At 67.8% G+C, this 24,200-nt stretch carries 26 protein-coding genes; 13 read left to right on the top strand and 13 right to left on the bottom strand.

Going from position 1 to position 24,200, the window contains the following annotated elements; all coding sequences use genetic code 11:
* Window positions 1-41 precede the first annotated feature (41 nt).
* From CRT60_RS31530 to CRT60_RS31510, 5 genes are all read right to left on the bottom strand, one after another.
* A complete protein-coding gene (locus CRT60_RS31530) occupies window positions 42-785 on the bottom strand; it encodes a F0F1 ATP synthase subunit A (protein ID WP_098740366.1) in 744 nt (247 codons plus the stop codon).
* 12 nt (window positions 786-797) lie between these two features.
* On the bottom strand, window positions 798-1,166 hold the full coding sequence (locus CRT60_RS31525) for an AtpZ/AtpI family protein (RefSeq protein WP_098740365.1): 369 nt from the start codon (window positions 1,164-1,166) through the stop codon (window positions 798-800).
* Window positions 1,167-1,418: 252 nt separating this feature from the next.
* Complete coding sequence (locus CRT60_RS31520; protein WP_098740364.1) at window positions 1,419-2,033, bottom strand: SCO family protein; 615 nt, start codon at window positions 2,031-2,033, stop codon at window positions 1,419-1,421.
* Between the two features lie 75 nt (window positions 2,034-2,108).
* Window positions 2,109-4,331 carry a bacteriohemerythrin gene (locus tag CRT60_RS31515; protein WP_098741123.1) on the bottom strand — a complete coding sequence of 741 codons (2,223 nt, stop codon included), beginning with the start codon at window positions 4,329-4,331 and terminating at the stop codon, window positions 2,109-2,111.
* A 228-nt stretch (window positions 4,332-4,559) separates the two neighbouring features.
* A complete protein-coding gene (locus CRT60_RS31510) occupies window positions 4,560-5,315 on the bottom strand; it encodes a PhoH family protein (protein ID WP_098740363.1) in 756 nt (251 codons plus the stop codon).
* An 820-nt stretch (window positions 5,316-6,135) separates the two neighbouring features.
* On the opposite strand from CRT60_RS31510, the gene minC reads away from it, so the two are divergent.
* The 8 genes from minC (at window position 6,136) to dgcA (ending at window position 14,438) form a co-directional block, all read left to right on the top strand.
* Window positions 6,136-6,903, top strand: a complete 768-nt coding sequence (minC, locus tag CRT60_RS31505; protein WP_098740362.1) for a septum site-determining protein MinC — start codon at window positions 6,136-6,138, stop codon at window positions 6,901-6,903.
* Between the two features lie 94 nt (window positions 6,904-6,997).
* A complete protein-coding gene (minD, locus tag CRT60_RS31500; protein ID WP_014247062.1) occupies window positions 6,998-7,813 on the top strand; it encodes a septum site-determining protein MinD in 816 nt (271 codons plus the stop codon).
* The gene (gene minE / locus CRT60_RS31495; RefSeq protein ID WP_098740361.1) at window positions 7,810-8,181 is read left to right on the top strand and encodes a cell division topological specificity factor MinE; all 372 of its coding nucleotides are present in this window, start codon (window positions 7,810-7,812) and stop codon (window positions 8,179-8,181) included. Before minD ends, minE begins: the two co-directional genes overlap by 4 nt.
* Before the next feature lie 277 nt (window positions 8,182-8,458).
* Window positions 8,459-9,844 carry a CRTAC1 family protein gene (locus CRT60_RS31490; protein WP_098740360.1) on the top strand — a complete coding sequence of 462 codons (1,386 nt, stop codon included), beginning with the start codon at window positions 8,459-8,461 and terminating at the stop codon, window positions 9,842-9,844.
* 230 nt (window positions 9,845-10,074) lie between these two features.
* Window positions 10,075-10,599, top strand: a complete 525-nt coding sequence (locus tag CRT60_RS31485) for a PAS domain-containing protein (protein ID WP_098740359.1) — start codon at window positions 10,075-10,077, stop codon at window positions 10,597-10,599.
* Window positions 10,574-11,929, top strand: a complete 1,356-nt coding sequence (locus tag CRT60_RS31480; protein WP_098740358.1) for a methyl-accepting chemotaxis protein — start codon at window positions 10,574-10,576, stop codon at window positions 11,927-11,929. Before CRT60_RS31485 ends, CRT60_RS31480 begins: the two co-directional genes overlap by 26 nt.
* A gap of 379 nt (window positions 11,930-12,308) precedes the next feature.
* The gene (locus CRT60_RS31475) at window positions 12,309-13,355 is read left to right on the top strand and encodes a methyl-accepting chemotaxis protein (protein WP_098740357.1); all 1,047 of its coding nucleotides are present in this window, start codon (window positions 12,309-12,311) and stop codon (window positions 13,353-13,355) included.
* Window positions 13,356-13,445: 90 nt separating this feature from the next.
* The gene (gene dgcA / locus CRT60_RS31470; RefSeq protein WP_193548471.1) at window positions 13,446-14,438 is read left to right on the top strand and encodes an N-acetyl-D-Glu racemase DgcA; all 993 of its coding nucleotides are present in this window, start codon (window positions 13,446-13,448) and stop codon (window positions 14,436-14,438) included.
* Between the two features lie 28 nt (window positions 14,439-14,466).
* Here the strand turns inward: dgcA and CRT60_RS31465 are convergent, their stop codons facing one another.
* Window positions 14,467-14,877, bottom strand: coding sequence for a 4a-hydroxytetrahydrobiopterin dehydratase (locus CRT60_RS31465; RefSeq protein WP_098740355.1), 411 nt, complete (start codon window positions 14,875-14,877; stop codon window positions 14,467-14,469).
* Between the two features lie 156 nt (window positions 14,878-15,033).
* Here CRT60_RS31465 and CRT60_RS31460 point away from each other — a divergent pair, with 156 nt between their 5' ends.
* Complete coding sequence (locus CRT60_RS31460) at window positions 15,034-15,639, top strand: uracil-DNA glycosylase (protein ID WP_098740354.1); 606 nt, start codon at window positions 15,034-15,036, stop codon at window positions 15,637-15,639.
* A gap of 10 nt (window positions 15,640-15,649) precedes the next feature.
* On the opposite strand, the gene CRT60_RS31455 is transcribed toward CRT60_RS31460, so the two are convergent.
* Window positions 15,650-16,309 (bottom strand): class I SAM-dependent methyltransferase, encoded by a 660-nt coding sequence (locus CRT60_RS31455; protein WP_098740353.1) that lies wholly within the window; start codon window positions 16,307-16,309, stop codon window positions 15,650-15,652.
* 208 nt (window positions 16,310-16,517) lie between these two features.
* Between CRT60_RS31455 and CRT60_RS31450 the strand changes: the two genes are divergently transcribed.
* Complete coding sequence (locus CRT60_RS31450) at window positions 16,518-17,297, top strand: CHAP domain-containing protein (protein WP_244592861.1); 780 nt, start codon at window positions 16,518-16,520, stop codon at window positions 17,295-17,297.
* A 76-nt stretch (window positions 17,298-17,373) separates the two neighbouring features.
* Here the strand turns inward: CRT60_RS31450 and ubiA are convergent, their stop codons facing one another.
* Window positions 17,374-18,321 (bottom strand): 4-hydroxybenzoate octaprenyltransferase, encoded by a 948-nt coding sequence (ubiA, locus tag CRT60_RS31445; protein WP_098740351.1) that lies wholly within the window; start codon window positions 18,319-18,321, stop codon window positions 17,374-17,376.
* 220 nt (window positions 18,322-18,541) lie between these two features.
* On the opposite strand from ubiA, the gene CRT60_RS31440 reads away from it, so the two are divergent.
* The 3 genes from CRT60_RS31440 to CRT60_RS31430 all read left to right on the top strand — a co-directional run bounded on the left by CRT60_RS31440 (window position 18,542) and on the right by CRT60_RS31430 (window position 21,295).
* Entirely contained in the window at window positions 18,542-18,925 is a 384-nt protein-coding gene (locus CRT60_RS31440) for a response regulator (protein WP_244592860.1), read from the top strand.
* A 177-nt stretch (window positions 18,926-19,102) separates the two neighbouring features.
* Window positions 19,103-19,882, top strand: coding sequence for a 16S rRNA (uracil(1498)-N(3))-methyltransferase (locus tag CRT60_RS31435; RefSeq protein WP_098740349.1), 780 nt, complete (start codon window positions 19,103-19,105; stop codon window positions 19,880-19,882).
* Between the two features lie 48 nt (window positions 19,883-19,930).
* A complete protein-coding gene (locus tag CRT60_RS31430; RefSeq protein ID WP_098740348.1) occupies window positions 19,931-21,295 on the top strand; it encodes a glutamate--cysteine ligase in 1,365 nt (454 codons plus the stop codon).
* A gap of 39 nt (window positions 21,296-21,334) precedes the next feature.
* Here the strand turns inward: CRT60_RS31430 and fdxB are convergent, their stop codons facing one another.
* From fdxB to nifN, 5 genes are read right to left on the bottom strand one after another with little or no spacing between them, the layout of a single operon-like run.
* Complete coding sequence (gene fdxB / locus CRT60_RS31425; protein WP_012973385.1) at window positions 21,335-21,628, bottom strand: ferredoxin III, nif-specific; 294 nt, start codon at window positions 21,626-21,628, stop codon at window positions 21,335-21,337.
* Between the two features lie 56 nt (window positions 21,629-21,684).
* Window positions 21,685-21,885, bottom strand: coding sequence for a CCE_0567 family metalloprotein (locus CRT60_RS31420; protein WP_098740347.1), 201 nt, complete (start codon window positions 21,883-21,885; stop codon window positions 21,685-21,687).
* Window positions 21,886-21,918: 33 nt separating this feature from the next.
* Window positions 21,919-22,374 carry a NifX-associated nitrogen fixation protein gene (locus tag CRT60_RS31415; protein ID WP_098740346.1) on the bottom strand — a complete coding sequence of 152 codons (456 nt, stop codon included), beginning with the start codon at window positions 22,372-22,374 and terminating at the stop codon, window positions 21,919-21,921.
* A 2-nt stretch (window positions 22,375-22,376) separates the two neighbouring features.
* Window positions 22,377-22,775, bottom strand: coding sequence for a nitrogen fixation protein NifX (gene nifX, locus CRT60_RS31410; RefSeq protein WP_098740345.1), 399 nt, complete (start codon window positions 22,773-22,775; stop codon window positions 22,377-22,379).
* A 38-nt stretch (window positions 22,776-22,813) separates the two neighbouring features.
* The gene (gene nifN / locus CRT60_RS31405) at window positions 22,814-24,196 is read right to left on the bottom strand and encodes a nitrogenase iron-molybdenum cofactor biosynthesis protein NifN (protein ID WP_098740344.1); all 1,383 of its coding nucleotides are present in this window, start codon (window positions 24,194-24,196) and stop codon (window positions 22,814-22,816) included.
* Between the last annotated feature and the right edge of the window lie 4 nt (window positions 24,197-24,200).

Genomic DNA, 24,200 nt, shown 5'->3' with positions numbered 1-24,200 from the left:
AACTGTTGGTGGACTTAGGTCCGACGACTGTCAGGCGCTGCTCAGTGCAGTTCCAGGGCGTCGCGGATGTACAGGCAGGTCAGGATCGAGAAGACGTAGGCTTGCAGGAAAGCCACCAGGAACTCGAAACCGGTCAGGGCGACGTTGATCGCCAGCGGGATGAGGCCGGTGACGAAGCCCAGCGCGCCGAGACCGCTGATCATCATGACCGTGAAGCCGGCAAAGACCTTCAGCATCGTGTGACCGGCCATCATGTTGGCGAACAGTCGGATCGAGAGGCTGACGGGGCGCATCACGTAGGAGATCACCTCGATCGGGATGAGGATCGGGGCGAGCGCGATCGGAGCGCCATGCGGCATGAAGAAGGAGAAGAAGTGCAGGCCGTGCTTCAGCAGGGCGAGGATGGTCACGAACACGAACACCGTCGCTGCCAGCGCGAACGTCACGATGATGTGGCTGGTGAAGGTGAAGGTGTACGGGATCATGCCGATCATGTTGCCGATCAGCACGAACATGAAGATCGAGAACACGAACGGGAAATAGGGCTTGGCGTCGTGGCCGGCGTTGTCGCGCACCAGGTTCGCGACGAACTCGTAGAACATCTCGGCCAGCGACTGCAGGCGGCCCGGAACCATCGACTTGTTCGCCACGCCCATGACCAGCAGGGCGTAGATCGCCGCCACGGCCACGACCATGAAGAAGGCCGAGTTCGTGAAGGACACGTCGTAGCCGCCGAGCACGATCTGGAACAACGGGTTGATTTGGAACTGGTGCAGCGGATCCAAGGTCGTCCTCGCTCAGTGTGCGTCGCCGTCTTGGCGCTCGTTGTCGTCCCCAGGGGGCCGGCGGTAGCCGGCGGCGATGCCGAAGCCGGTGACGGCCCGGTAGACGTTCAGCACTCCCGCCGCAGCCCCCAGGAAGAACATGACGATCAGTCCCCAGGGCGCGGTGCCGAGCCAGCGATCGAGCAGAAGCCCGCCGCCGACGCCGACGATCATGGCGGCGACCAACTCCGTCCCGATGCGCCAGGCGGTGCCGAGAGCGCCCTGCGGCGGACGGTGGTATTTACTACCGGGTCCGCCCGACCAGCCGCGTTGTCCCTCACGCGCCTTCCGCAGCCGGGCTTCGAGGTCATCCAAGGGATCGGGGGGCGATTTGTCGGTCATTCCGCCTCTCAATCACGCTTGGCTCGCAGCCATGCGAAAGCGGCGAGACCATACGGTCGGGGCGTTACCCTGTCAAGTCGCAAAACCTGTGGTGTAAGTCATTGAAAAGAATAGAAAAGAGCGGAAAAGACATCGTTTTTGCCGCGCTGCGGCGCGTTGTCCCGCTCCAGCATGCGAAAAAACCCGGTGGTATGACCGCTTTTCAGGGTTTTTCCGCCGCTTTTCACCCGGTCCGCGGCCGGTCCGCCCCGATCAGCCCGCGATGCGCCCCGACAGATCCTGCACGATCTTGTCGGCGCCGGTGCCGCCCGGATACACCCCGACGAATTTCCCGTCCGGGCCCATCAGGTAAATAAAGCTGGAGTGATCCATCAGGTACTCGTCCGGTTTTCCGTCCTTTTGCGGGGCCTTGGCATAATAGACGCGGTAGGCGCGCGCGGCGTCGCGGACCTGCTCCGGCGTGCCGGTCAGCCCGACCATCCGCGGGTGGAACAGCGCCACATAGTCCTTCATGTGCGCCACAGTGTCGCGGTCCGGGTCGATTGTGATGAAAACCGGCCGGACCTGCTCCGCTTTCGGCCCCAGCTGGTCGAGCGCCTGGGTCATCACCCCCAGTTCGGTCGGGCAGACGTCGGGGCAATAGGTATAGCCGAAATAGATCAGCATATACTTGCCACGGAAGTCGGCGTCCGTGACCGTCTTGCCCTGATGGTCGGTCAGGGTGAAGGGACCGCCGATGGGAACGGCGGACTTCGTGCCGCTCTCCACCGTGGTGGTGGCGCTGCGCACCTGCCACCAGGCGATACCGGCGGACACGGCGATGGCGAGGACGGAGGCGGCGGCGATGCGCAGGAGTCGTGTCTTCATGGTCCGTCAGGAATGGGGCTGCCCGCCGCCCAGGTCAAGAGGTGAGGTCACATCGTCGCGCACCGCCCGTGCCGGTCAGGCCGCACGTGCCGCGACAGTTCCGCCCCGTGCTCCACCCTGTGCCGCCAGATGCTCGCCGATGCGTTTGTCGGCGCGCTGGATGTGCTCGAACAGCCATTCGCGCACCAGCGCCAGCAGCTCGTCCGCCACGGAGTCGCCGGCGTCCAGGCGGCGGCGCAACTCATCGGCACGGGCCCGCAGCGCCTCGTGCTGCGCCTTGTGGGCCCTGGCATCGGGATAGCCGCACCGGTCCATCAGCCGCTCTTCCTGCTCGAAATGCAGGGCGGTGTAGGCGAGCAGCCGGCCGACGGCCTCGCCCAGCGCCTGGGCCGACGCCCGGCGGTCGCCGCCGCTCCGGCCGGCCTGTCCGGCCAGCGATGCCGCCTCGTTCATCAAGGCGATCAGAATCATGTGGTCGGTGTCGATGCCCTCCTCGCCCACCGCCAGGGCATCGGTCCAGGGCATGAAGATCGCGGACACTTCGGAGTTTCCGGCCGAATCTACTCCGGCCGGCGCGTTGTGCAGATCGGCGAGCGGGGCGGCGTTGATCGCCCCGACATTGACCAGGAAGGAATCGACCATGCCGCGCAGCCCCTGCGCCTGCCGCGACAAGCCGCCCGCGGCATCGAGCAGGGCGTCGGCCGACCGTTCGGTCTCGCGGGCGGCGTCGGACACGGCGTCGATGCTGGTGGAGACCTGGCGGGTGCCCTCCGCCGCCTCGCCGGCGCTGCGGGCGATCTCGCCGGTGGCCGCACCCTGCTGCTGGACCGCCGCGGCGATGGAGGTGCCGATCTCGTCGCTGCGGGCGACGATGGAGCCGATCTCGCGGATCGCCGTCACCGCGGCGCGCGTCGCCTCCTGCACGTCCGAGATATGGCGGGCGATCTCCTCGGTCGCCTTGGCGGTCTGGTTGGCCAGGGTCTTCACCTCGCCCGCCACCACGGCGAATCCCTTGCCCATCTCGCCGGCGCGGGCGGCCTCGATGGTGGCATTGAGGGCCAGCAGGTTGGTCTGCCCGGCGATGCCGGCGATCAGGTCGGCCACCTCGCCGATCTTCTGGGCGGCCTGACCCAGCCCGTCGATCCGCTCGCCCGCCTTGTGCGACGCCTCCACCGCCTGGGTGGAGATGGTCGAGGAGGTCACCACCTGCTCGCCGATCACCGCGATCGAGCCGGTCAGCTGCTCCGCCGCCGAGGCGACGGTCTGCACGCTGCTGGACGCCTGCTGCGATGCGCTGGCGACGGAGGTCGCCTCGCGCCGGTTGCGGTCGGCGGTGGCGGACAGGGCGCGGGCGGTGGTTTCCAGCGTGGTGACGGCGGCGCCGACGGTGCGGATCGTCTCGGCGATGGTGGCGTCGAAGCGGTCGGTCAGCCGTTTCAGGGCGCCGGCGCGCTGCTCGGTGACCCGGTGCTCGATCTTCTGCCGGTCCCAGTGGCGGGCGAGGTCGATCTGCTGGACGCGGAAGATCTCGACGGTGCGGGCCATGGCGCCGATCTCGTCGCCGCGGCCCAGTCCGGGAACCGTGACCGCGCTGTCGCCGCCGGCCAGATCCTCCATGACGCGGCCCAGCCCGTCCAGCGGCCGGACGATGGCCCGGCTGACCAGCAGGGCCAGCAGCACGGCGGCCAGCCCGATCAGCAGCCCGGTTCCTGCCAGCCGCAACGCGGCCTCGCGGAACGCAACGTCGACATCGTCGATGTAGATGCCGGAGCCGATCAGCCAGCCCCAGGGGGCGAAGCCCTTGACGTAGGACAGCTTCGCCACCGGCTGCGCCGACCCCGGCTTCGGCCAGAGATAGTCGACGAATCCGGCGCCCTCGGCCTTCACCACCCGGACGAACTCCTGGAACAGCAGCTTGCCGTTGGGATCGGCGTTGCGCGACACGTCGGTGCCGTCCAGTTCCGGCTTGATCGGGTGCATGATCATGCGCGGCGCGAGGTCGGTGATGAAGAAATACTCCTCGCCATCGTGCCGCAGGGATTTCAGCGCCGCCTTGGCCTGCGCCTGGGCCTGGACCCGGGGCAGGGATCCTGCGCGCTCCTGCGCCTCGAAATGGGCGATCAGGCTGTGGGCGACCTCGACGACGTTGCGGGTCTTGTCCTGGCGGTCGGCCATCATCTCGGCCCGCAGGCTCATCAGGCTGACCGCGGCGACCAGGGCCAGCCCAAGGCCGGCTGCGGCCAGGATCAGGGCGATCTTGCCCTTGATGCTGATGCGTTCGAACAAGGCAACGGTCACGGCGGCGGTCCCTTCCGGCAACGAAACGGCGATAGCCCCAAAATTTTCGGGACTTTTGCCGCGCCGCGGCCGAAGGTCAAGGCTTATTGTTCGTATATCCTATGTTCTGTTCAACGAAATGTCATAATTGCAACCATAGCAGGGTGTGTCCGGCGAACGGGACCGCCGCGGTCCGCGGGAGGCGCGGCGGCCGCCCCTCCCGCGCAACCTGGCGGTGAACGCTTCTGCTCAGAGCACGGTCAGCATGCTGGCGACCAGCGGATGGCGGACGATGTCCTTCTCTGTCAGTCGGGCGACGGCGATGCCCTCCACCGCCTCCAGCCGGCGGGCGATGTCGGCCAGACCGGACAGATTGTCCAGCAGGTCGGTCTGGTCGGGGTCGCCGGTCACCACCATGGTGGAATGCCAGCCCAGCCGGGTCAGCAGCATCTTGATCTGGGCATAGGTGCAGTTCTGCGCCTCGTCGATCACCACGAAGGCGTTGTTCAGGGTGCGGCCGCGCATGAAGCCGACCGGGGCGATCTCGATGGTGCCGTCGGCCATCATGGTGCGCAGCCGCTTGGAGCCCAGCCGGTCGGTCAGCGCGTCGTAGAGCGGGCGCAGGAAGGGCGCCATCTTCTCATGCATGTCGCCGGGCAGGTAGCCGATGCTCTCCCCCGCCTCGATGGCCGGGCGGGACAGGACGATGCGGTCGACGCTGCCCGATTCCAGGGCCTCCACCGCCGACGAGATGGCGATGTAGGTCTTGCCGGTCCCCGCCGGGCCCAGCGCCACCACCAGATTGTGCGTCTTGATGGCCTCCATCAGGAGCTTCTGGTTGGGGTTCTGCGGCTTCACCTTGCGGAGATAGCTCTGGTCGCGGCGATCCTCGCTCCCACCGAGCGGGTCCCAGCCGAAGGCGGCGGGGGCGCTCATACCGGGGAACAGCGGGTGGACGGTGGAGTCGCCCGCGTCAGCGATGCCTTTGCTCGAACGCTTGGCCATGTCGCATCTCCTCGAATGGTGGTGGGGGGAGCCGATTTCCGCAAGCAAGACGTCTGGGCACAAAAAAACCTCCCGCAGGGGGGAGGCTCTACCGGTCGCATGGGTGCGTGCTGATGGGTGCTTCGCCGGGGGCTGCTGCCGGGCGCCGTGCCCGATCCGGACATGCCGGATCCCAACATACGGCTGCGGGCCGACTGGGAGGGTGCTCGGTGGGCGAAGCAAGGTGCAAGAGAACCTCGTCGTCGTTGGAAGCCACGCAACCTGACTGTACCGGTCATAACGCGGCGCGTCAGGCAAAATTGCGGCCGACGCAAAATATTCATACCAGATGTGGTGTGGGTGCCGCAGGAAAGCCGCCAGAGCGGGTTTGGTAACCCTTTCCGCCGAGCCGGTCCGGCCGGTGGCTTAGCCTTCCGACTGAGGCGGCCGAAAGGCTTTGCCGCTGCCGCGGGCTTTCATTACTATGGTCGACAACGGGGGAAATCGGAAGACATGTTGCAACCCTGGCCTGTCCCCTTCCGGGGTGGGCTGCGATCTCAGGTCGTCGTGCCTGGCGTCTCCGGACGTCGTGGCCGCCGATGGCCGGAGACGGCGGGCGTTTGCCGAAGGGCGGGCGGCGGCACGGCTTCGGATTGTCACCCGTGCCGGCGGGGAATCTCTTGAATCCGACCGGTGTGGACGGCTAGAAGGCGCTGATTGGCTGGCTCGATGCCGGGACTGCGCAACGGCGGTTCCGGGGCGGGGCCGGGCACTCGGGTGACCCGGATGCGGTGAACCCGATGCACGGCACGGGACGGCAGGAACGAACGGGAAGGCTACGGTGAGCAGCGCCAGTCAGGTCGCCGAACGGGATGTGCCGTTCCAGTTGCGTGGCAACTCCTTCACCATGATGGTGCTGAAGGTTTTCGCCCCGACATCGCCGAATTTCTTCACCCAGCTGAACGTCAAGGTGCGCCAGGCGCCCAACTTCTTCCACAACGCGCCGGTCGTGCTGGACTTCGACGACCTGCCGGAGAGCATCGTCTTCGATCTGGGCGCCTTCGTGGCGCAGGTGCAGGCGCTGCATCTGCTGCCGGTCGGCTTCCAGGGCGGGCCGCAACCGGTGCGCGAGGCGGCGATGGCCGTCGGGCTGACGCCGATGCCGTCGGGCCGCGCCGCCAAGCTGGAAGAGGTGGTGAAGGCCCCCGATCCGCGCCAGCCGGATCAGCAGACCCCGATCCCGGCGCCGCAGGTGCTGATCGAGGTCGTCCACCGTCCGACGCTGGTGGTGACGGAGCCGGTGCGCTCCGGCATGCGGGTCTATGCCGAGAAGACCGACCTGATCGTCACCAGCTCCGTCTCTCCGGGAGCGGAGCTGCTGGCCGACGGCAACATCCATGTCTATGGCGCGCTGCGCGGCCGGGCGCTGGCCGGTTTCTCCGGCGACACCAACGCCCGCATCTTCTGCCACAGCCTGGAGGCCGAGGTGCTATCGGTCGCAGGCAATTATCGCGTCAGCGAAGACATCGGCAGTGACTTTTATAAGAAAGCCGTGCAGGTTTTCCTGCGCGACGGCGTCCTCAGCATGGATCTGCTGAAGACCGCCTGAGGAGAGTAGCGGCGGAATCTTGTCCGAAGGCGACAATCTTCGGACGGTGTTCGGTATCGGTGACGGCAACTTTGGGATTATGGGAGAGGCTCCGTTGAGCAAGATCATCGTCATGACCTCCGGCAAGGGCGGTGTCGGCAAGACGACCTCGTCCGCGGCCTTTGCAACCGGGCTGGCGCTTCGCGGCTTCAAGACGGTCGTCATCGATTTCGACGTTGGCCTGCGCAACCTGGACCTGGTGATGGGTTGCGAGCGCCGGGTGGTCTTCGACTTCATCAACGTCATCAACGGCGAAGCGAAGCTGAACCAGGCGCTGATCAAGGACAAGCGGATCGAGAACCTCTACATCCTCCCGACCTCGCAGACGCGCGACAAGGACGCGCTGACCCGCGAAGGCGTGGAGAAGGTGCTGAACGAGCTGTCGAAGGACTTCGACTACATCCTGTGCGACAGCCCGGCCGGTATCGAGCGCGGCGCGCTGATGTCGCTCTATTTCGCCGACCACGCGATCATCGTCACCAACCCGGAAGTCTCGTCGGTGCGCGACAGCGACCGGATTCTGGGTGTGCTTAACTCGCGCTCCCGCCGGGCCGAGCAGGGGCTGGAGCCGGTGACGCAGCAGCTGCTGCTGACCCGCTACGACCCGGAGCGCGTCGAGAAGGGCGAGATGCTGAAGGTCGACGACGTGCTGGAGATCCTGGCGATCCCGCTGCTCGGCGTCATTCCGGAAAGCCAGGCGGTGCTGCGCGCCTCCAACGTCGGCATGCCGGTGATCCTGGACGAGGTTTCCAACGCCGGTCTGGCCTATTCTGACGCGGTCGGCCGCTTCCTGGGCGAGGACATCGAGCACCGCTTCGTCACCCCCCAGAAGAAGGGCCTGTTCAGCCGGCTCCTGCGGAGGAGCGCATGAGCATCTTCAACTTCTTCCGCGCGGCCCCGCGCGCGTCGGCCGTCCAGGCCAAGGAGCGTCTGCAGATCGTCATGGCGCACGAGCGCGCCGGGCGCAGCGGTCCCGACTATCTGCCGATGCTCCAGCAGGAACTGCTGGCGGTCATCGCCAAATACGTCAACATCGACGAGAACAAGGTCGAGGTGAAGCTGGACCGCGGCGGCGACTGCTCGACGCTGGAGGTCAACATCGAGCTGCCGGCGCGCGAGCAGGCCAAGGCCGCCGCGGCGGCCAAGCCGGCGGAGAAGTCGGCCGGCAACGACGTTGGCGCGGCAAAACGCCCGGCCGGCGGTGCCGTCGGCAATGGCGGCGCGAAGAAGCGCATCTGAGCCAACCCGTCGTTCGAACGGGTCGAACCCCTCCGGCGTCCTTAGCGCCGGAGGGGTTTTTGCGTTCCGGGCCCGCCGCCGTCCGCCATGGATTCGGGATGCGGCATCGGACATAGGCCGTCCTTGATCCTCCGTCCGGGTTTACGGCCGGGCAGGGACGGGGTATCAACAGGGATACACCGCACGAAAGCCCAATGGCTCCAAAGGTCTGTCTTGAAAGGCCTTGAATGGACTCCTGGGCGACGGGGTGGACCGACCACGGGACAAGAGGGTGCCGATGTTCCTCGATTGCTCGTCGCTGATCGCCGAGAACCCGCCGCGGCCATCGAACGGGATTGCGGTCACGGACATCGACGGCGACGGCGCCTTCGAGCTGGTCGTGGCCGGCTACCGCTCCGCCAACCTCGTCCTGAAATGGGTCGACGGCCGCCTGGTCGACATCGCCAACCCGCTGCTCGCCGATCCCGCCGGCCCGGCGCTGGGGCTGGCCGCCGCCGACATCGACGGCGACGGGCGGGAGGAGCTGTACATCGTCAATTCCGACCGCGCCACCGGCACCAAGGACATGGCCGACCGGCTGTTCGCCTGCTTCGGCAAGCATTGGCTCGACCTGTTCGCGCAGGCGGAGAATGCCGGGGCGGCCAACCACACCGCCGCGGGCGCGGTGGCGGCGATCGACCGCTGGGGCCATGGCCGCTACGGCTTCCTGGTGGCGACCGACGGCGGTCCCTTGCGCCTGTACGAGCTGACCCGGCGCGGCCGGCTGGAGGATGGCGCGGAGGAGGCGGGGCTCGACTCCATCGGTGCCGCGCGCGGCGTCACGGTTCTGCCCATCGTGTCCGACCATATGGATGTGGTGACGGTCAACGACGGCGGCCCCAACCAGCTGTTCCGCAACCTGGGCGACGGTAATTTCGAGGAGATCGCCGAGGAGCGCGGCATCGCCGATTCGCGTCCGTCCGGCCGTGCGGTCGCGGCGCTGGATGTCGATGGCGACGGGCTGTTCGATCTGGTCGTCGGCACCTGGGACGGGGCGCAGCGCCATTTCCACCAGCGCATGGGCGGGGCCTTCGTCGAATCGGCCGGGGCCGACCTGTCGATGCCCGGCCGCATCTTCACCGTCGTCGCCGCCGATTTCGACAATGACGGCTATGAGGAGCTGTTCTTCCACGCCCATGGCGAGCCCAACCGCCTGTTCGGCTGGCGCAACGACCAGTGGCAGGAGCTGGAGCTTGGCGACGCGGCCGAGCCGAAGGGGCTGGGCACCGGTGCGGTCGCGGCCGACATCGACGGCGACGGCCGCCTGGAGCTGGTGCTGGCGCACGGCAACAGCCATGGCCTCCACGACGGAGCCGGGCAGCCGCTGTCCGTCTACCGCCCGGCGGCCTCCAACAATGGCTGGCTGCGTGTCCAGCCGCTGACCCCCTTCGGTGCTCCGGCCCGCGGCGCGGTCGTCATCCTGACCGCCGGCGGCCGGCGCCAGCGCCGGGCGGTCTGCGCCGGGGCCGGCTATCTGTGCCAGGGCGAACCGGTCGCCCATTTCGGGCTGGGGCCGCTGCACGAGGTGGAGCAGGTCGAGGTGCGCTGGCCCGACGGCACCGTGGTGACGGTGGACAATCCGCCAGCGGACCGTTCGCTGACTGTGCCCTATCCGCCGGAATGAGCGGAATTTCATCCACCCGGATGATGGTCACCCAAATATTTCGGTCTCGCAATGGGTAGGGTCTTTCCTGTCGCCTTCCGTCACATTAGAGTGCATTTCATTGCGGCTCCCGTATTGCGGGATATCGTGCGGCATGCCGATCCGGACATATTCCGTTCCTGCCGCCGAAACCTGCTGCAATCGGGCGCTTGAGACCGTGCGGGTTTGGGAAGCGGGAGACCGGAAGGCACATGGCACGACGCGACGTCCCCCTGACGGGGGTGGAACGCTTCTTCGACCCGGATGAAGTCATCGTTTCCAAAACCGACCTGAAGGGGCGGATCACCTACGCGAACCGGGTGTTCCAGCGGGTCGCCGGCTATGACGAGGCCGACCTGATGGGGGCGCCCCATTCCATCGTCCGCCATCCCGACATGCCGCGCTGCGTCTTCAAGCTGCTGTGGGACACGCTGGCGGCGGGGAAGGAGATCTTCGCCTATGTGGTCAACCGTGCCGGCAACGGCGACCATTACTGGGTCTTCGCCCATGTCACGCCCAGCTTCGACGCCGAAGGGCGGGTGATCGGCTACCATTCCTCCCGCCGGGTGCCGGAGCGGGCGGCTCTGGACAAGGTCATCCCGCTCTACCGCCAGCTTCTGGACATCGAGAACAGCCATGCCGACCGCAAGCAGGGGATGGAGGCGGGTTTCGCCGCCGTCCTCGCCCTGCTGGCGGAGAAGGGGATCGGGTATGACGAATTCGTCTTCTCCCTCTAAGCCGTCCTCCAAGCCGTCCTCTTCCGGGGCATCGTCGCTGACGCGGGCCGGCGGACTGGCCGTGCTGGCTGGCGTGGCGCTGGCGGCGCTGCTGGTTGCCGATCTGCTGCAAATGGGCGGTCTGGCGCTGCGCGCCGGTCTGGCGGTGGCCGGTCTGGCGGCGCTGGGCGGGGCGCTGCTGTTCCTGCGCCGTGCCGGCGCGGCGGTCGATCTGCTGACGCGGGTGAACCGCGCCGTCGCCGCCGGCGATTTCGAGGCGCGGGTGATCGGCATCCGCGAGGGCGGGGCGCTGGGCGAGCTGATGCACGCCACCAACGACGCCATCGATCGCACCGACGCCTTCGTGCGCGAGGCGACCGCCTCGATGCATGCGGTGTCGGAACACAAGTATTTCCGCCGCATCGTGCTGCGCGGCATGCAGGGCGGCTTCCTGCACGCCAGCCGCACCATCAATGCGGCGACGGAGAGCATCTCGCAGAAGGTTGCCGGCTTCGCCGGCGTGACCCAGCGTTTCGAAGGCCAGATTCAGAGCGTGTGCAGCGAGGTGGCCGATACCGCCCACCGGCTGGAGGTCTCCGCCCGGACCATGGAGACGGACGCGACCCAGGCCACCGGCAAGGCGTCGTCGGTCGCGGCCTCCGCAGCACAGACCGGCAGCAATGTCGGCAGCGTCGCCGCCGCGACGGAGGAGCTGTCCGCCTCCATCGCCGACATCTCCCGCCAGATCGGCGATGTCGCCCGTGTCGCCGAGTCCGCGGTCGGCGAGGCCGAACGCTCCAACGCGCTGGTCGGCACCCTGTCCGGTGCGGCGCGCACGGTCGGCGACGTCGTCACCCTGATCAACGACATCGCCAGCCAGACCAACCTGCTGGCCCTGAACGCCACCATCGAGGCGGCCCGTGCCGGCGAGGCGGGCAAGGGCTTCGCCGTGGTGGCACAGGAGGTGAAGCGGCTGGCCGATCAGACCGCCAAGGCCACCGGCGACATCGCCGCGCAGATCTCCGCCATCCAGTCCTCCACCGACGAGGCGGTGACTTCCATCGTCGGCATCGGCCACACCATCCAGTCGATCAACCGGATCGCCGCCGGCATCAGTGCCGGGATCGAGCAGCAGGGCTCCGCCGTGCGCGAGATCGTCGTGAACATGGAGCAGGCCGCCGCCGGCACCCGCGCGGTGTCCGACGACATCCGCGACGTCACCGACGCCGCCGGCCGCACCAGCGGCACCGCGCACGAGGTGTTCGCGGCATCGGGGCGCATGGCCGCGGAGGCGGACCGCCTGACCCGGGAAGTCCAGCATTTCCTGGACGAGATGCACCGCGTCGCCTGACGGGGATGCTGCGGTGCATCGGTGCGCGCCGCATCAACTGCCCGGCGAATGTGCACAGAATGTGGATGGGCTTTTTGCAATGCGGAATTGATCTGGCGTCTGGTGGTGCGAATAAGAATTTTTATTGCGAATTCGTGGCGAATTCATGTTACGTGTCCGCAACAAGACTGCCGCGCCGATGGCAAGTTCGCAACCTGTTGAGCAACCCCACGCCAGTATGCCTGTTGTTTCAGCAGCTTAACCGGATGCTAACCCTGATGGGACGGGTGGCGGACTGTCGGTTGCGGCCAAGTGCCGCGGAAACCGGGAGGGGTGGCCCGCTTTCGGAGCGCCGGTGACCGTTGGCACGGCTTTTGATTTGGAGATTGCAGGGACGGTCATGACGGGGGACAAGACGATGAGCATGGCGGGCACCGATCTGTTCGAACTGTCGCGTGGCGTGCTGGATGTTGCCTCGAAGAAGGTGTCCCTGATCGAGGACATCACCCGGCGCACCAAGATGCTGGCCATGAATGCCCTGATCGAGGCGGCGCGGGCCGGTGACGCCGGGCGCGGCTTCGCCGTGGTCGCCAACGAGGTGTCGGAGATCTCGACCCAGGTCAACAGCATCACCAAGGAACTGCGGTCGGAGATCGTCGCCCGCGTCGATCACCTGACCACCACCGGCAGCGCCATGGTGCAGGAGATGCACGGCAAGCGGCTGGCCGACCTGTCGCTCAACATGATCGAGATCATCGACCGCAACCTGTATGAGCGGTCCTGCGATGTGCGCTGGTGGGCGACCGACAGCGCGGTGGTCGATTGCGCCGCCGATCCGACGGAGGAGGCGCGCCGCCATGCCTCGCGCCGGCTGGGCGTGATCCTGGAATCCTACACCGTCTATCTCGACCTCTGGATCGCCGACCGCAACGGCACCGTCATCGCCAACGGCCGGCCCGACCGCTATCCCGGTGCGCGCGGCGCCAACGTGTCGGACGAGCCGTGGTTCCGCCAGGCGCTGGCCACCCGCAACGGCGGCGAGTTCACCGTCGGCGACGTCGCCCGCAACCGCAGCCTGGACGACCGCGTCGTCGCCACCTACGCCACCGCCATCCGCCGCGACGGCGAGGCGGACAGCGACGCCATCGGCGTGCTCGGCATCTTCTTCGATTGGGAGCCGCAGGCCGCCGCGGTGGTCGAGGGCGTGCGGCTGGAGGCCGGCGAGCGCGAGAAGTCGCGGTGTCTGCTGCTCGACGCCCGCCACCGCGTCATCGCGTCTTCCGACGGCCGTGGCATGCTGACCGAGACGGTTCCGTTGCGCCGCGCCGCCGGCACCATGGGCCACTACATCGACGACAAGAACCGTCTGGTCGGCTACGCCCTGACGCCGGGTTACGAGACCTACAAGGGGCTGGGCTGGTACGGCGTCATCCTTCAGGAACGCTGACGCCGCCGGCTCTCATGCCTCAAGCCTGTCGCCTTATGGAGCGGGGCCGGGATACACTCCCGGCCCTGTTCCGTTTCGGGGTTGCAGAGCATGTCCGCCCAACAGCTGACCGTCCGTCGCGAGAGTTTTCCGATCCGCGGCGCCTTCCGCATCTCGCGTGGGGCCAAGACCGAGGCCGCGGTGGTGGTGGCCGAGGTGACCGACGGTCCCCACCGCGGCCGCGGTGAATGCGTGCCCTACGCCCGCTATGGCGAGAGCGTCGATGGCGTCGCCGCCGCGCTGGAGGGGATGGCCGGTGCGGTCGCCGGCGGGCTCGACCGCGTGGCGCTGGGCCGGCTGATGCCGCCGGGTGCCGCCCGCAACGCGCTGGACTGCGCGCTGTGGGACCTGGAGGCCAAGCGCAGCGGCGTGCCGGCCTGGACGCTCGCCGGGTTGGCCCAGCCGCCGGGGCCGCTCGTTACCTGCTACACGCTGAGCGTCGACGAGCCCGCCGCGATGGCCGCCGCGGCGCGGGAACGGGCGCCGCGTCATCCGCTGCTGAAGATGAAGCTGACGGGAGACGGCGACCTCGACCGTGTCGCCGCCGTCCGCGCCGCCGCTCCCGCCGCCCGGCTGGTGGTCGACGCCAACGAGGGCTGGACGCTGGACCAGCTGCACCGTTTTGCCCCGGTGCTCGCCGGGTTGGGCGTCGAGATGATCGAGCAGCCGCTGCCCGCCGGCCAGGACGAGGCGCTCAGCGGGGTCGATTGCCCGGTGCCGCTCGGCGCCGACGAATCCTGCCACGGGCTGGAGTCGCTGGAGCGGCTGCGCGGGCTCTATCGGGTGGTGAACGTCAAGCTGGACAAGACCGGCGGCCTGACCGAGGCACTGGCGATGACCGCCGCCGCCCACGCCATGGGCTTCGAGGTGATGGTCGGCTGCATGGTGGCGACGTCGCTGGCGATGGCGCCTGCCATGCTGGTGGGGCAGGGCGCGCGCTATGTCGACCTCGACGGCCCGCTGCTGCTCGCCCGCGACCGCGAGCCGGGTCTGCTCTATGACGGCGCGGTGGTGCAGCCGCCGTCGGCGGAGCTGTGGGGGTAGGGCAAGGCCTTGCCCCCGCCCTTGCTTCTCATGCCCCCTGCACATAGGGCGGCGGCGGGGTTCCCACCGATGCCGGCACGTAAGGCGCGTCGGCCAGCCCGTTGACCTTCGCCGCCATGACGAAGTCGTTCTCGTGCAAGCCCTTGATCTTGTGGGTCCAGAAGGCGACGGAGCAGTGGCCCCAGCCGTAATGGATCTCCGCATGGTGGCCTTCCGCCTCGCACAGGTCGCCCACCTGAGTGGCGAAGGCCTGGGCCTGAACGAAGTCGGGGAAGCGGAAGTCGCGCTCGATGCGGTCGGGACCCTCCTTCAGGACCCAGCCCGGCACCTGCACCAGATAGGAGTCGGCCATCGCGCGGTCCATCGGCGGAATCCCGCCGCGGCAGGGTTCGCAGGTCTTGGCCGCCAGTTCCTGCGTCGTCGGTGCCTGTGGTGTCATCCCGATCTCTCCCCTGTTGGTGGCCTTGGCTGGTGGTCTGCGCTAGAAGCGTACCGGCTAGAAGCTTGGGTTCGGGGCGGTGCTTCGGCAAGTCCGGCGCCCTGTCTTGAGTTCTCGCGATTCACTTTTGCCAGCTGCACTTTTGGAACCGATCCGATGACAGACCCGCGCACCGACATGCCCTTCGCCGACTACCAGTACCCGACCAAGCCGGTGAACGGGCCGCGGCTCGCCATCGTCGGCGAGGCGCCGGGGGCGGAGGAGGCGCGGCAGGGCACCCCCTTCGTCGGGCGCAGCGGCAAGCTGCTGGACGAATCGCTGGCCGCCGTCGGCATCGAGCGGGCGGAATGCCTGGTCGCCAATGTCTTCCGCTATCAGCCGCCCGGCAACAAGGTGGGGCACTTTTTCTCCTCGCGCGCCCGCGCCCGCAAGGAGGGGCGGGAGATCGACGAGAGCTGGGGCGCCTTCGGCACGTCGGACCGGCTGCTGGCCGAGTTCGCCGGCGAGATCGACCATCTGCGCGCCACCCTGGCCGACTACCGCCCATCGGTGATCGTGGCGCTCGGCCGGACGCCCACCTGGGCCTTGACCGGGGAGAACGGCATCCTGCAGCTGCGCGGCACGGTGCTGCCCTGCCGCCTGCTGGACGGGGTGGAGGTGGTGCCGACCTTCCACCCCAGCTATCTGCTGCGCGGCCAGCTGGTGGAGCAGCCGACCTTCCTGGCCGACCTGCGACTGGCCGTGTCGCGCCTTAACCGTTAGGCGTCAGGCATCACGCGTCGGGCAACAGGCGCCAGATGGCGGTTTCGCGCGCCTCCCGGTCCTCCAGCTCCAGCGAGGTCGGGACGGTGTAGGCCGCCAGCTTCTCGACGCCGCTTGCCGGGAAATAGGCGCGGCCGGGATCGCCCAGCAGCACCAGCGTGCCGGTGGCGGCGATCCCGCGCAGCCATGCGGTGACCCGCTCCGCCATCGGCCGCTCGTAACAGACGTCGCCGGCCAGGACCACGTCGATGCCCGGCAGCGGCCGGCCGACCAGATCGGCGCTGACCGGCTTGACCTCCACCCCATTGGCCTCGGCGTTCAGCGCGATGGCGGCCAGCGAGAAACGGTCGATGTCGCAGGACTGGACCCGCGCCGCCCCCGCCTTCATCGCGGCGATGCCGACCAGCCCGGTGCCTGCGGCAAAATCGAGCACGGACCTGCCGGCCACCAGCTCCGGCCGGTCGAGCACCAGCCGCGCCACAGCCTGCCCCCCCGGCCAAGCGAAAGCCCAGTATGGCGGTGGCAAATTGGTGGCGGCCAAGGTCTCCTCGGTCGCCTGCCAGAGTGGAGTGACTTCGGTGGCAAGATGAAGCTGGATTTCCGGCAACAGCGGCGTGGTCGTCAGCGTCGTGTTATCGCGGACGAAATCTGGCGGAGATGCATTGTTCATACGAGGTTTCCCAAGGGGCTCCGCTGTTGGGAGGAAGGCTGGCGGCGGCTTATCAATGTTACATAATTCAAACGGTGTAGACACAGCTGCGAACCCGTGTTACCCGTTTCCATCAGGGGAAAACAGAGGGATTGGGGGAGTCATGCGGCAGAGGGGAACCGCCATCGGCCTTTCGTTTGCGGCTTTGATCGCGCTGAGCCCCCTTACCGTGTCGACGGCCGCCGCACAAGACGGCGATTGCGTTCGGACGGTCCGCTCCATCTCCGACTTCACCATACGCGGCGACGCCTGGACTTGGTGGGATCATGCCGCCGGCCAGTATGACCGCGAACACCGCCCTGCCATCGGCTCCGTCCTCGTCTTCAAGCGCACCGGCCACATGCGCCGCGGCCACGTCTCGCTGGTCAGCGCGGTGATCGACCGCCGCACCATCGAGGTCGACCACAGCTGGATCGATGGCGACGGTCTGCGCCGCGGCATGCGGGTGGTCGACGTCTCGCGCAACAACGACTGGTCCGCCGTCCGCGTCTGGCACGAGCCGACCGACCAGATGGGTCTGCGCGTCTACGCCGCCTACGGCTTCATCCTGCCGGAAGGCGAGTCCGATGACCAGCGCGGCGGCCGGATGCTGGATGCCGGCGACCGCGGCATGGACCAGGGCTTCGCCAGCAGCCCGCGCGGCCGCGCCAAGGCCAACGGCCCGCGCATGATGGAAGCCTCCCTGCACCCGCAGAAGAACCTCAGCGTTTCGGTGCCCGGCCGCAAGCCGCAGAGCCTGGCCACGACCGCCGTCGCCACCCAGACGCCGCAGAAGCCGCAGCGCATCGACGTCGCCGTGCTGCCGTCGCGCAAGCCGTCCAGCGCGCAGTCCGCCCCGGTCACGGTCGCCGAGCTTTCCGGTCCCGGCAGCCACCGCACCATCGCTCCCGGCCGCAAGCCCGGCTCCGGCAACGCCGTCGCCCAATTGGCCGACACCAGCGAGCGCTGAGCAGCGGCATAGTTTCAGCTTTTCAGGAAGGGCGGGGCTTGGCTCCGCCCTTTTCGTTTGTGCGGATGTCGAGTTCCTAAATCTTCCCCGCCAGGATGGCCGCCAGCACCAGCCAGCCGAACCAGCGGTTGGACTTGAACTTGTCCAGGCAATCGCCCTGGTCGTCCGGCCGCCAGGTCGCGACCTGCCAGGCCAGTTGCAGGGCCGCCAGCGACAGCACCGGCAGGAACAGCCCGCCCAAGCCCGCCAGCCGTCCGGCGATGCCGATGCCGACATAGGTCAGGGTGTAGAAGCCATAGATCCAGATCTTGCTCTGGTCGCCCAGGCGCAGCGCGGTGGACTTCACGCCGATGCGGGCATCGTCCTCCTTGTCCTGATGGGCGTAGATGGTGTCATAGCCCAGCGTCCAGGCGACGCCCGTCACATAGAGCGCCAAGGCCGGCCAGCCGACGTCGTTCTGAACCGTGGCCCAGCCCATCAGGGCGCCCCAGTTGAAGGTCAGCCCCAGGAAAGCCTGCGGCCACCAGGTGATGCGCTTCATCAGCGGGTAGGTGAAGACCAGCAGCAGCGACAGCACCCCCAGCCCGATGGCCGTCGTCCCCAGCTGGACCAGGATCAGCAGCGACACCAGAAGCTGGGCGGCGAGGAAGGCCAGGGCCTGACGCACCGTCACCTGACCCGACGGGATCGGGCGGGAGCGGGTGCGCTCCACCATCGCGTCGAATTTGCGGTCGAGGATGTCGTTGACGGTGCAGCCGGCGCCCCGCATCAGCACCGCGCCGACGCCGAACAGCGCCATCAGCCAGAGCAGCGTCGGCCAGTCGCGGAAGGGCTGCGGCATGGCCAGCGCCACGCTCCACCAGCAGGGGAACAGCAGCAACCATGTCCCGATGGGACGGTCGAGTCGCGCCAGTGTGACATAAGGGCGCACGCGGGGCGGGAGCTTCCGCGCGATCCAGCCGTCCTGGCGGATGTCGGTGAAGCCGGACTCGGGCAGAGTGGGGCCGGTGGAGGCAGTGGGCATGACGGCGGCGGTTCCGCTGTGCTATGGAAATGTCTGAACAGCCTGTCGGGGCCATGATTCAGGCGAAGGTATCGGGCCGTCATCCCTGCGGCAAGCGCGGTGCGGCAAATCACCCGAGCCCAAGCTATGGAAAATTGCAGCCTGTGATCTTGCGCTCGTCAAAATCGTACCAATACTGTTTCCTTGTCATAACCTCAGCGGCCTGCAATCGTAAATGGACATGAGCACAACACCGGACCGTTTTGCCGTCGTCATCGACGATGAGTCGATCATTCTGGCCGGGATGGAGATCATGCTGGACACCTGGGGCTATCAGGTGCTTGCCGCCGAGGATGTGGAAACCGTCCTGGCGAAGCTGCCCGGCTGCCCGCTGCCCAACGTGATCCTGTCCGACTACCGGCTGCGCGACGGCTGGTCGGGCATCACCGCCGTGCGGGCGGTGCGCGAGGCCTGCGGGGTCACCGTGCCCGCGATCATCCTGACCGGCGACACCGGGGCGGAACTGATGGCTGCGGCCAAGGCGGACCAGATCCGCATCCTGCACAAGCCGGTTCAGCCCAACGACCTGCGCCGGCAGATCGACTCCCTGATCGCCGTCGGCTGACGCCAGCCTCCGGACCGGGCCCGGCCGGTGATGGCCCGTGTCCGAAGCTTCAGTGCGTCTGCCGTGACGCGCATGAACCTTTGGCGCTGTATTCGACGGTCTGCCTCGCGCGTCAAATCTCGTCCGGTTTCACGCGATCCGCTCTATAGTCTCCACCGCCCCGCGGAGACGAATGCCATGGCCGACCCGATCAAGACCCGCCTGTATGTCGACAGCCCGCTGGCCGAAGGCCAGTCGGTCGGGCTCGACCATGAGCGCGCCCATTTCCTCCGTCACGTCCTGCGGCTGGACCGCGGCGACTCCGTCGCGGTGTTCAACGGCCGCGACGGTGAATGGCGGGCGGTGATCGACGGCTTCGGCAAGGGCTGGTGCTCGCTGACCGTGGCGGAGCAGCGGCGGGAGCAGGACCAGGATCCGGATCTCTGGCTGCTGTTCGCGCCGCTGAAGAAGGGCCGCATCGACTTCGTCGCCGAAAAGGCGACGGAGATGGGGGTGTCCCGCCTGTGGCCGGTCTTCACCCGGCGAACCGACCCCAACCGCGTCAACATCGACCGGCTGCGCGCCAACGCGGTGGAGGCGGCCGAGCAGTGCGAACGCCTCAGCGTGCCGGAGATGGGCGAGGCGGTGCCGCTGGACCGCGCGCTGGCCGGCTGGCCGGCCGACCGCAGGCTCTATCTGTGCGCCGAGGCCGGGTCCGCCCGTCCGGTCGCCGAGGTGCTGCGCGATGCGCCGCCGGGGCCGGCCGCCTTGCTGGTCGGGCCGGAGGGCGGCTTCGACCAGTCGGAACTTGACGAAATCACCAAACTTCCCTTTGTTGTTCCGGTGGGATTGGGTCCGCGCATCCTGCGGGCCGACACGGCGGTGGTGGCGGCGTTGGCTTGCTGGCAGTCCTTGGCCGGGGATTGGACTGCCGGGGGAAGCGACCGGCGTCCGCCTTTCCGCGCGCCGATCCCATAACCGGCCGTCACCCGGCCGATCCTCCGTCCACTTCCCGCGAGAGACTTCATGTCCGCACCCCCGACCACGCGCGGCGAACCCATCACCGACCGCCGCCAGCTTGCGGCCTATCTCGAATCCGGCTGCAAGCCGGCACCCGACTGGCGCATCGGGACCGAGCACGAGAAATTCGCCTACCGCACCTCCGACCTGCGGCCGCTGCCCTATGACGGGCCGGACGGCATCCGCGAACTGCTGACCCGCATGACCCGCTTCGGCTGGCAGCCGGTGGAGGAGAAGGGCAACATCATCGCGTTGGTCCAGGACATGGCCAACATCACGCTGGAGCCCGGCGGGCAGGTCGAACTGTCCGGCGCCCCGCTGGAGACCCTGCACCAGACCTGCGCCGAGGTGCACCGCCACCTGCGCCAGGTGAAGGAGGTCGGGGGCGAGCTGGGCATCGCCATGATGGGGCTGGGCTTCCAACCGAAATGGACGCGCGACGACATCCCCTGGATGCCGAAGGGCCGCTACAAGATCATGCGCGACTACATGCCGAAGGTCGGCTCGCTCGGCCTCGACATGATGACGCGGACCTGCACCGTGCAGGTCAACCTCGACTTCGCCTCCGAAGCCGACATGGTGAAGAAGTTCCGCGTGTCGCTGGCGCTCCAGCCCATCGCCACCGCCCTGTTCGCCATGTCCCCCTTCACCGAGGGCAAGCCGAACGGCTTCCAGAGCTTCCGCAGCCACATCTGGACCGACACCGACGCGGACCGCACCGGCGACATCCCCTTCGTGTTCGAGGACGGCTTCGGCTTCGAACGCTATGTCGACTATCTGCTCGACACGCCGATGTACTTCGTCTACCGCGACGGCACCTACATCGACGCGGCGGGCCAGTCCTTCCGCGCTTTCATGGATGGCAAGCTGCCGGCGCTGCCGGGCGAGCTGCCGCTGATCACCGACTGGGCCGACCACACCACCACGGCCTTCCCGGAAGCGCGCCTGAAGAAGTATCTGGAGATGCGCGGCGCCGACGGCGGCCCGTGGCGCAGCCTGTGCGCCCTGCCGGCCCTGTGGGTCGGGCTGCTCTACGATCAGGTGGCATTGGACGCCGCCTGGGATCTGGTGAAGGACTGGACGACGGCGGAGCGGGCGCATCTGCGCGCCGAGGTGCCGCGGTCCGGCCTGCGCACGACCTTCCGCACTGGGACGGTGCGGAACGTGGCGCTGGAGATGCTGGCGATTGCCCGCGACGGCTTGGCCCGCCGCGCCCGCAACGACAATTGGGGCGACGACGAAACCCACTTCCTCGACACGCTTCAGGTCATCGCCGAGACCGGCCGCAGCCCCGCCGACGAGCTTCTTGAGAAGTTCAACGGCCCCTGGGGCGGCAGCGTCGATCCGGTGTTCAAGGAATACGCGTACTGAAAAGGGCGGGGGCCGGCGCCTGTGCGTCAGCCCCCGTCTTTACGCCGCCACCGGCGCGTGGGTGATGCAGCTCTTCGAGCACACCTTGGAGCAGCTTTCGCAGCCGATGCAGTTGGCCGCTTCCTTGACCGTCATGATCTTCTTCTCGGCCTCGTCGTCGAAGGCGTCGACGATGTCGCCGTCCTCGGTCAGGCCGATCATGTCGAGCACGCCGCGACCGCACACCTTGAAGCAGCGGCCGCAGCCGATGCACTGCTTCTGGTCGATGGATTGGACGAATTTCGGGGTCCAGCTCTGGCCACCGCGGGTGGTGCCGGTCAGGAACTCAGCCATGGGAATGCTCCTCTCGGGAAAGGGTGCGCCTAAGCTTTTCGTTGGGAATGGAGGGGTTACGCCGTCTCCAGCGCCTTCAGCGCCGCCCGCTTCTCGGTCAGGGTCTTGAAGGCGTCATAGGTTTCCTGCGCCACCGTCAAGATGGTCTGCCAGTTCTGCGGAAGTTCTTCCGACAAATCGTGCAGATCCATCTTCTTCTGGGTGGCGCGGGCGTTCAGCTTCCTGATCTCGTCCTTCAGGGCGTCGATGTCGCTCATGGTCGTGGTTCCATGTGACAAAAATCCGGGGCTTCAGAGATTCGCGACGTCGGGATATTCCCGGATCAGCGCCACGGCGTCCTCGACCAGCTTGGCGCCGTCGGCGGCGAGCTTTTCGATGGTGGGGAAGCCGAAGCGGTGGACGTCGCGCAGCGACTTCGACACCACCACCAGCCGGCCGGTGGTCAGGATCATGCGGCCGAAGCCCTCATGGCTCATCTTCATCATCGGCGAAGCCATCAGGCCGGTCTGCTTCTCCACCATCAGCCCGACCGCCTTGTAGAACAGCTCCAGCCGCCACAGCGTGTCCGGGTCGGGATCGCCGATGATCGGGATGGCGGCCCGCGCCTCCTTGTCCAGCACGAAGGGGGCGAGCAGGGCCTCGTCCGGCTTGCCCTCCCAGGCGCCATAGCTGTCCTCGGCACGGAACAGCAGGACCAGCGTCTTCACGAACTGGTCGGCGACGGATATCTCGGCCACGTCAGCCATAGTCAGACCTCCTCCTCGTCGAAATGGAATTCGGGCGTTTCGCCCATCGCCTTGCGCAGCCAGGGCGGCGGATTGCCGTTCAGCGTCTGGACCAGCCGGTCGAGCAGGGCGGGGATGGTGTCGGTGGCCTCGACCTTCACCGGATGGATCTTCTTCGCCACCACACGGGCGGCGGCCGATGCGCCGATGGCCGACAGATAGAGGATGGCGACGTCGGCCAGCGCCTCCAGCTTCGGCACCAGCTTGTCCTCGTTGCCGTCCTCGAACATCGAGCCGCCGAACTGGAAGGTCTCCAGAAAGGCATGGCCCTGGCGGTCGACCCGATAGACGGCGATGTTCTTGGCCCAGCCGAAATGCGCATCGACGTGCTGCATGTCCTGGGTGCAGAAAGCGACCTTCATCGATCCTCCTTTGGTCGGGCGTGGGTCCTGCACCACGCTCAGACGGCGTTGCATCCGCATGATCCGCCTCCGCAGCCGTGGGATTCCCCGTGGTCGTGGCTCTCGGGCCCGTGCTCGTGGTCCATTTCACGGGCGAGGAACAGGTTGCCGATGTCGCACAGCAGCTCCCGCGTGCCGCGGTAGCCGACCTGGACGCGCAGGCCGGCTCCCAGCCGGTCGAACAGCGGCAGGCCCATGCGGTGCAGGGCCACGCCGATCCGCGCGGCACCCTGCCGCCCGTGCGAGTTGGAGACGATCAGGTCGGCATCGCGGGCCAGCGTCTCCACGTCGGAATGGTCGCCGACCATGATGGTGGCGGCCTTCAGCCGCTCCAGCACCGGGCTCTGCGTCGGGGACACCGCGGCGATCACCTCGGCCCCCATGTCGGCAAGGAAGCCGGTGACGGCATAGAGCAGGTCGGGTTCCAGCGCGACGGCGATGCGCTTGCGGCTGTAGAAGAAATGCCCGTCCAGCATGGCGTCGACCAGGCTCTCGCGCTGGCGCCGCAGCCGGGCGGGCGCCGGCTTGCCCGACAGCTCCATCAGCAGCCGGACCAGCTTGTCGGTCGCCTCCAGCCCGGTCAGGCGGTTGAAGAAATGGCTGGGCACGTCGGTCTTCAGCTCCAGCGCGTTGCCGGCCACCCGCATATGCTCGCCGACCACGATGGTGAGGGCCGAAGCGCCCATGGCGCGGATCTGGTCGACCGTCACGCCGCCCAGCGAGGTGGCGGTGAAGTCGGCCGGCTGGCGGCCCGCCATCGACAGCGACAGGTCGGGCAGGATGATCGGCGACAGGCCGAAGCCCTCGATGATGTCGCGCAGCTCCTCCACGTCGCCGGGCGACAGGTGGCAGCCGGCCAGCACATTGACCTGGGTCGGGATGCGCACCGGCGACGGTTCGACCAGCCGCTCGACCATGGCGGTGACCGCGGCGGCGAAGCCGTCCTCGAAGCCGCCGGCGAAGTCGGGGGTGTTGGCGAAGACCAGGGCGGTGTCGGCCAGATCGGGGTTGCGCTGGCGGAACAGCGTGTACTGTCCGCCCATGTCCTCGCCCTTGGTCTCGGTGACGCCGGTGGTGGCGACGCCGATCATGGCGGGCTGGTTGCGCTCGACGATGGTGCGGATCGCCTGTTCCAGATTGTCGTAACCGCCGAGGATGGTGGCGACCTGATCCATCGCCGTGGTTTGCAGCGGGATCGCCTCGCGGAAATGGCGCACCAGCAGCACCAGCCCGAAGGCGGTGCAGCCCTGCGAGCCATGGAACAGCGGCAGGCAGCGGTCGACGCCGAGATAGGCCAGAGCCGCCCCCAGCGGCTGGCTCATCTTCAGCGGGTTGGTGGAGGCGGCCTTGGCGGCGGAGGGGAAGCGCTGGATGTGGGACATCGCC

Source organism: Azospirillum palustre (assembly GCF_002573965.1).
Lineage (GTDB): Bacteria > Pseudomonadota > Alphaproteobacteria > Azospirillales > Azospirillaceae > Azospirillum > Azospirillum palustre.
This window is presented reverse-complemented; position numbering and strand designations above follow the sequence as displayed.

Coding starts and splice junctions, on each gene's coding strand:
- CRT60_RS31525 (WP_098740365.1), bottom strand. CDS start 1,166: ATGACCGACAAATCGCCCCCCGATCCCTTGGATGACCTCGAAGCCCGG.
- CRT60_RS31520 (WP_098740364.1), bottom strand. CDS start 2,033: ATGAAGACACGACTCCTGCGCATCGCCGCCGCCTCCGTCCTCGCCATC.
- CRT60_RS31510 (WP_098740363.1), bottom strand. CDS start 5,315: ATGGCCAAGCGTTCGAGCAAAGGCATCGCTGACGCGGGCGACTCCACC.
- minE (WP_098740361.1), top strand. CDS start 7,810: ATGAGCATCTTCAACTTCTTCCGCGCGGCCCCGCGCGCGTCGGCCGTC.
- CRT60_RS31490 (WP_098740360.1), top strand. CDS start 8,459: ATGTTCCTCGATTGCTCGTCGCTGATCGCCGAGAACCCGCCGCGGCCA.
- CRT60_RS31485 (WP_098740359.1), top strand. CDS start 10,075: ATGGCACGACGCGACGTCCCCCTGACGGGGGTGGAACGCTTCTTCGAC.
- CRT60_RS31480 (WP_098740358.1), top strand. CDS start 10,574: ATGACGAATTCGTCTTCTCCCTCTAAGCCGTCCTCCAAGCCGTCCTCT.
- CRT60_RS31475 (WP_098740357.1), top strand. CDS start 12,309: ATGACGGGGGACAAGACGATGAGCATGGCGGGCACCGATCTGTTCGAA.
- dgcA (WP_193548471.1), top strand. CDS start 13,446: ATGTCCGCCCAACAGCTGACCGTCCGTCGCGAGAGTTTTCCGATCCGC.
- CRT60_RS31465 (WP_098740355.1), bottom strand. CDS start 14,877: ATGACACCACAGGCACCGACGACGCAGGAACTGGCGGCCAAGACCTGC.
- CRT60_RS31460 (WP_098740354.1), top strand. CDS start 15,034: ATGACAGACCCGCGCACCGACATGCCCTTCGCCGACTACCAGTACCCG.
- CRT60_RS31455 (WP_098740353.1), bottom strand. CDS start 16,309: ATGAACAATGCATCTCCGCCAGATTTCGTCCGCGATAACACGACGCTG.
- ubiA (WP_098740351.1), bottom strand. CDS start 18,321: ATGCCCACTGCCTCCACCGGCCCCACTCTGCCCGAGTCCGGCTTCACC.
- CRT60_RS31440 (WP_244592860.1), top strand. CDS start 18,542: ATGAGCACAACACCGGACCGTTTTGCCGTCGTCATCGACGATGAGTCG.
- CRT60_RS31435 (WP_098740349.1), top strand. CDS start 19,103: ATGGCCGACCCGATCAAGACCCGCCTGTATGTCGACAGCCCGCTGGCC.
- CRT60_RS31430 (WP_098740348.1), top strand. CDS start 19,931: ATGTCCGCACCCCCGACCACGCGCGGCGAACCCATCACCGACCGCCGC.
- fdxB (WP_012973385.1), bottom strand. CDS start 21,628: ATGGCTGAGTTCCTGACCGGCACCACCCGCGGTGGCCAGAGCTGGACC.
- CRT60_RS31420 (WP_098740347.1), bottom strand. CDS start 21,885: ATGAGCGACATCGACGCCCTGAAGGACGAGATCAGGAAGCTGAACGCC.
- CRT60_RS31415 (WP_098740346.1), bottom strand. CDS start 22,374: ATGGCTGACGTGGCCGAGATATCCGTCGCCGACCAGTTCGTGAAGACG.
- nifX (WP_098740345.1), bottom strand. CDS start 22,775: ATGAAGGTCGCTTTCTGCACCCAGGACATGCAGCACGTCGATGCGCAT.
- nifN (WP_098740344.1), bottom strand. CDS start 24,196: ATGTCCCACATCCAGCGCTTCCCCTCCGCCGCCAAGGCCGCCTCCACC.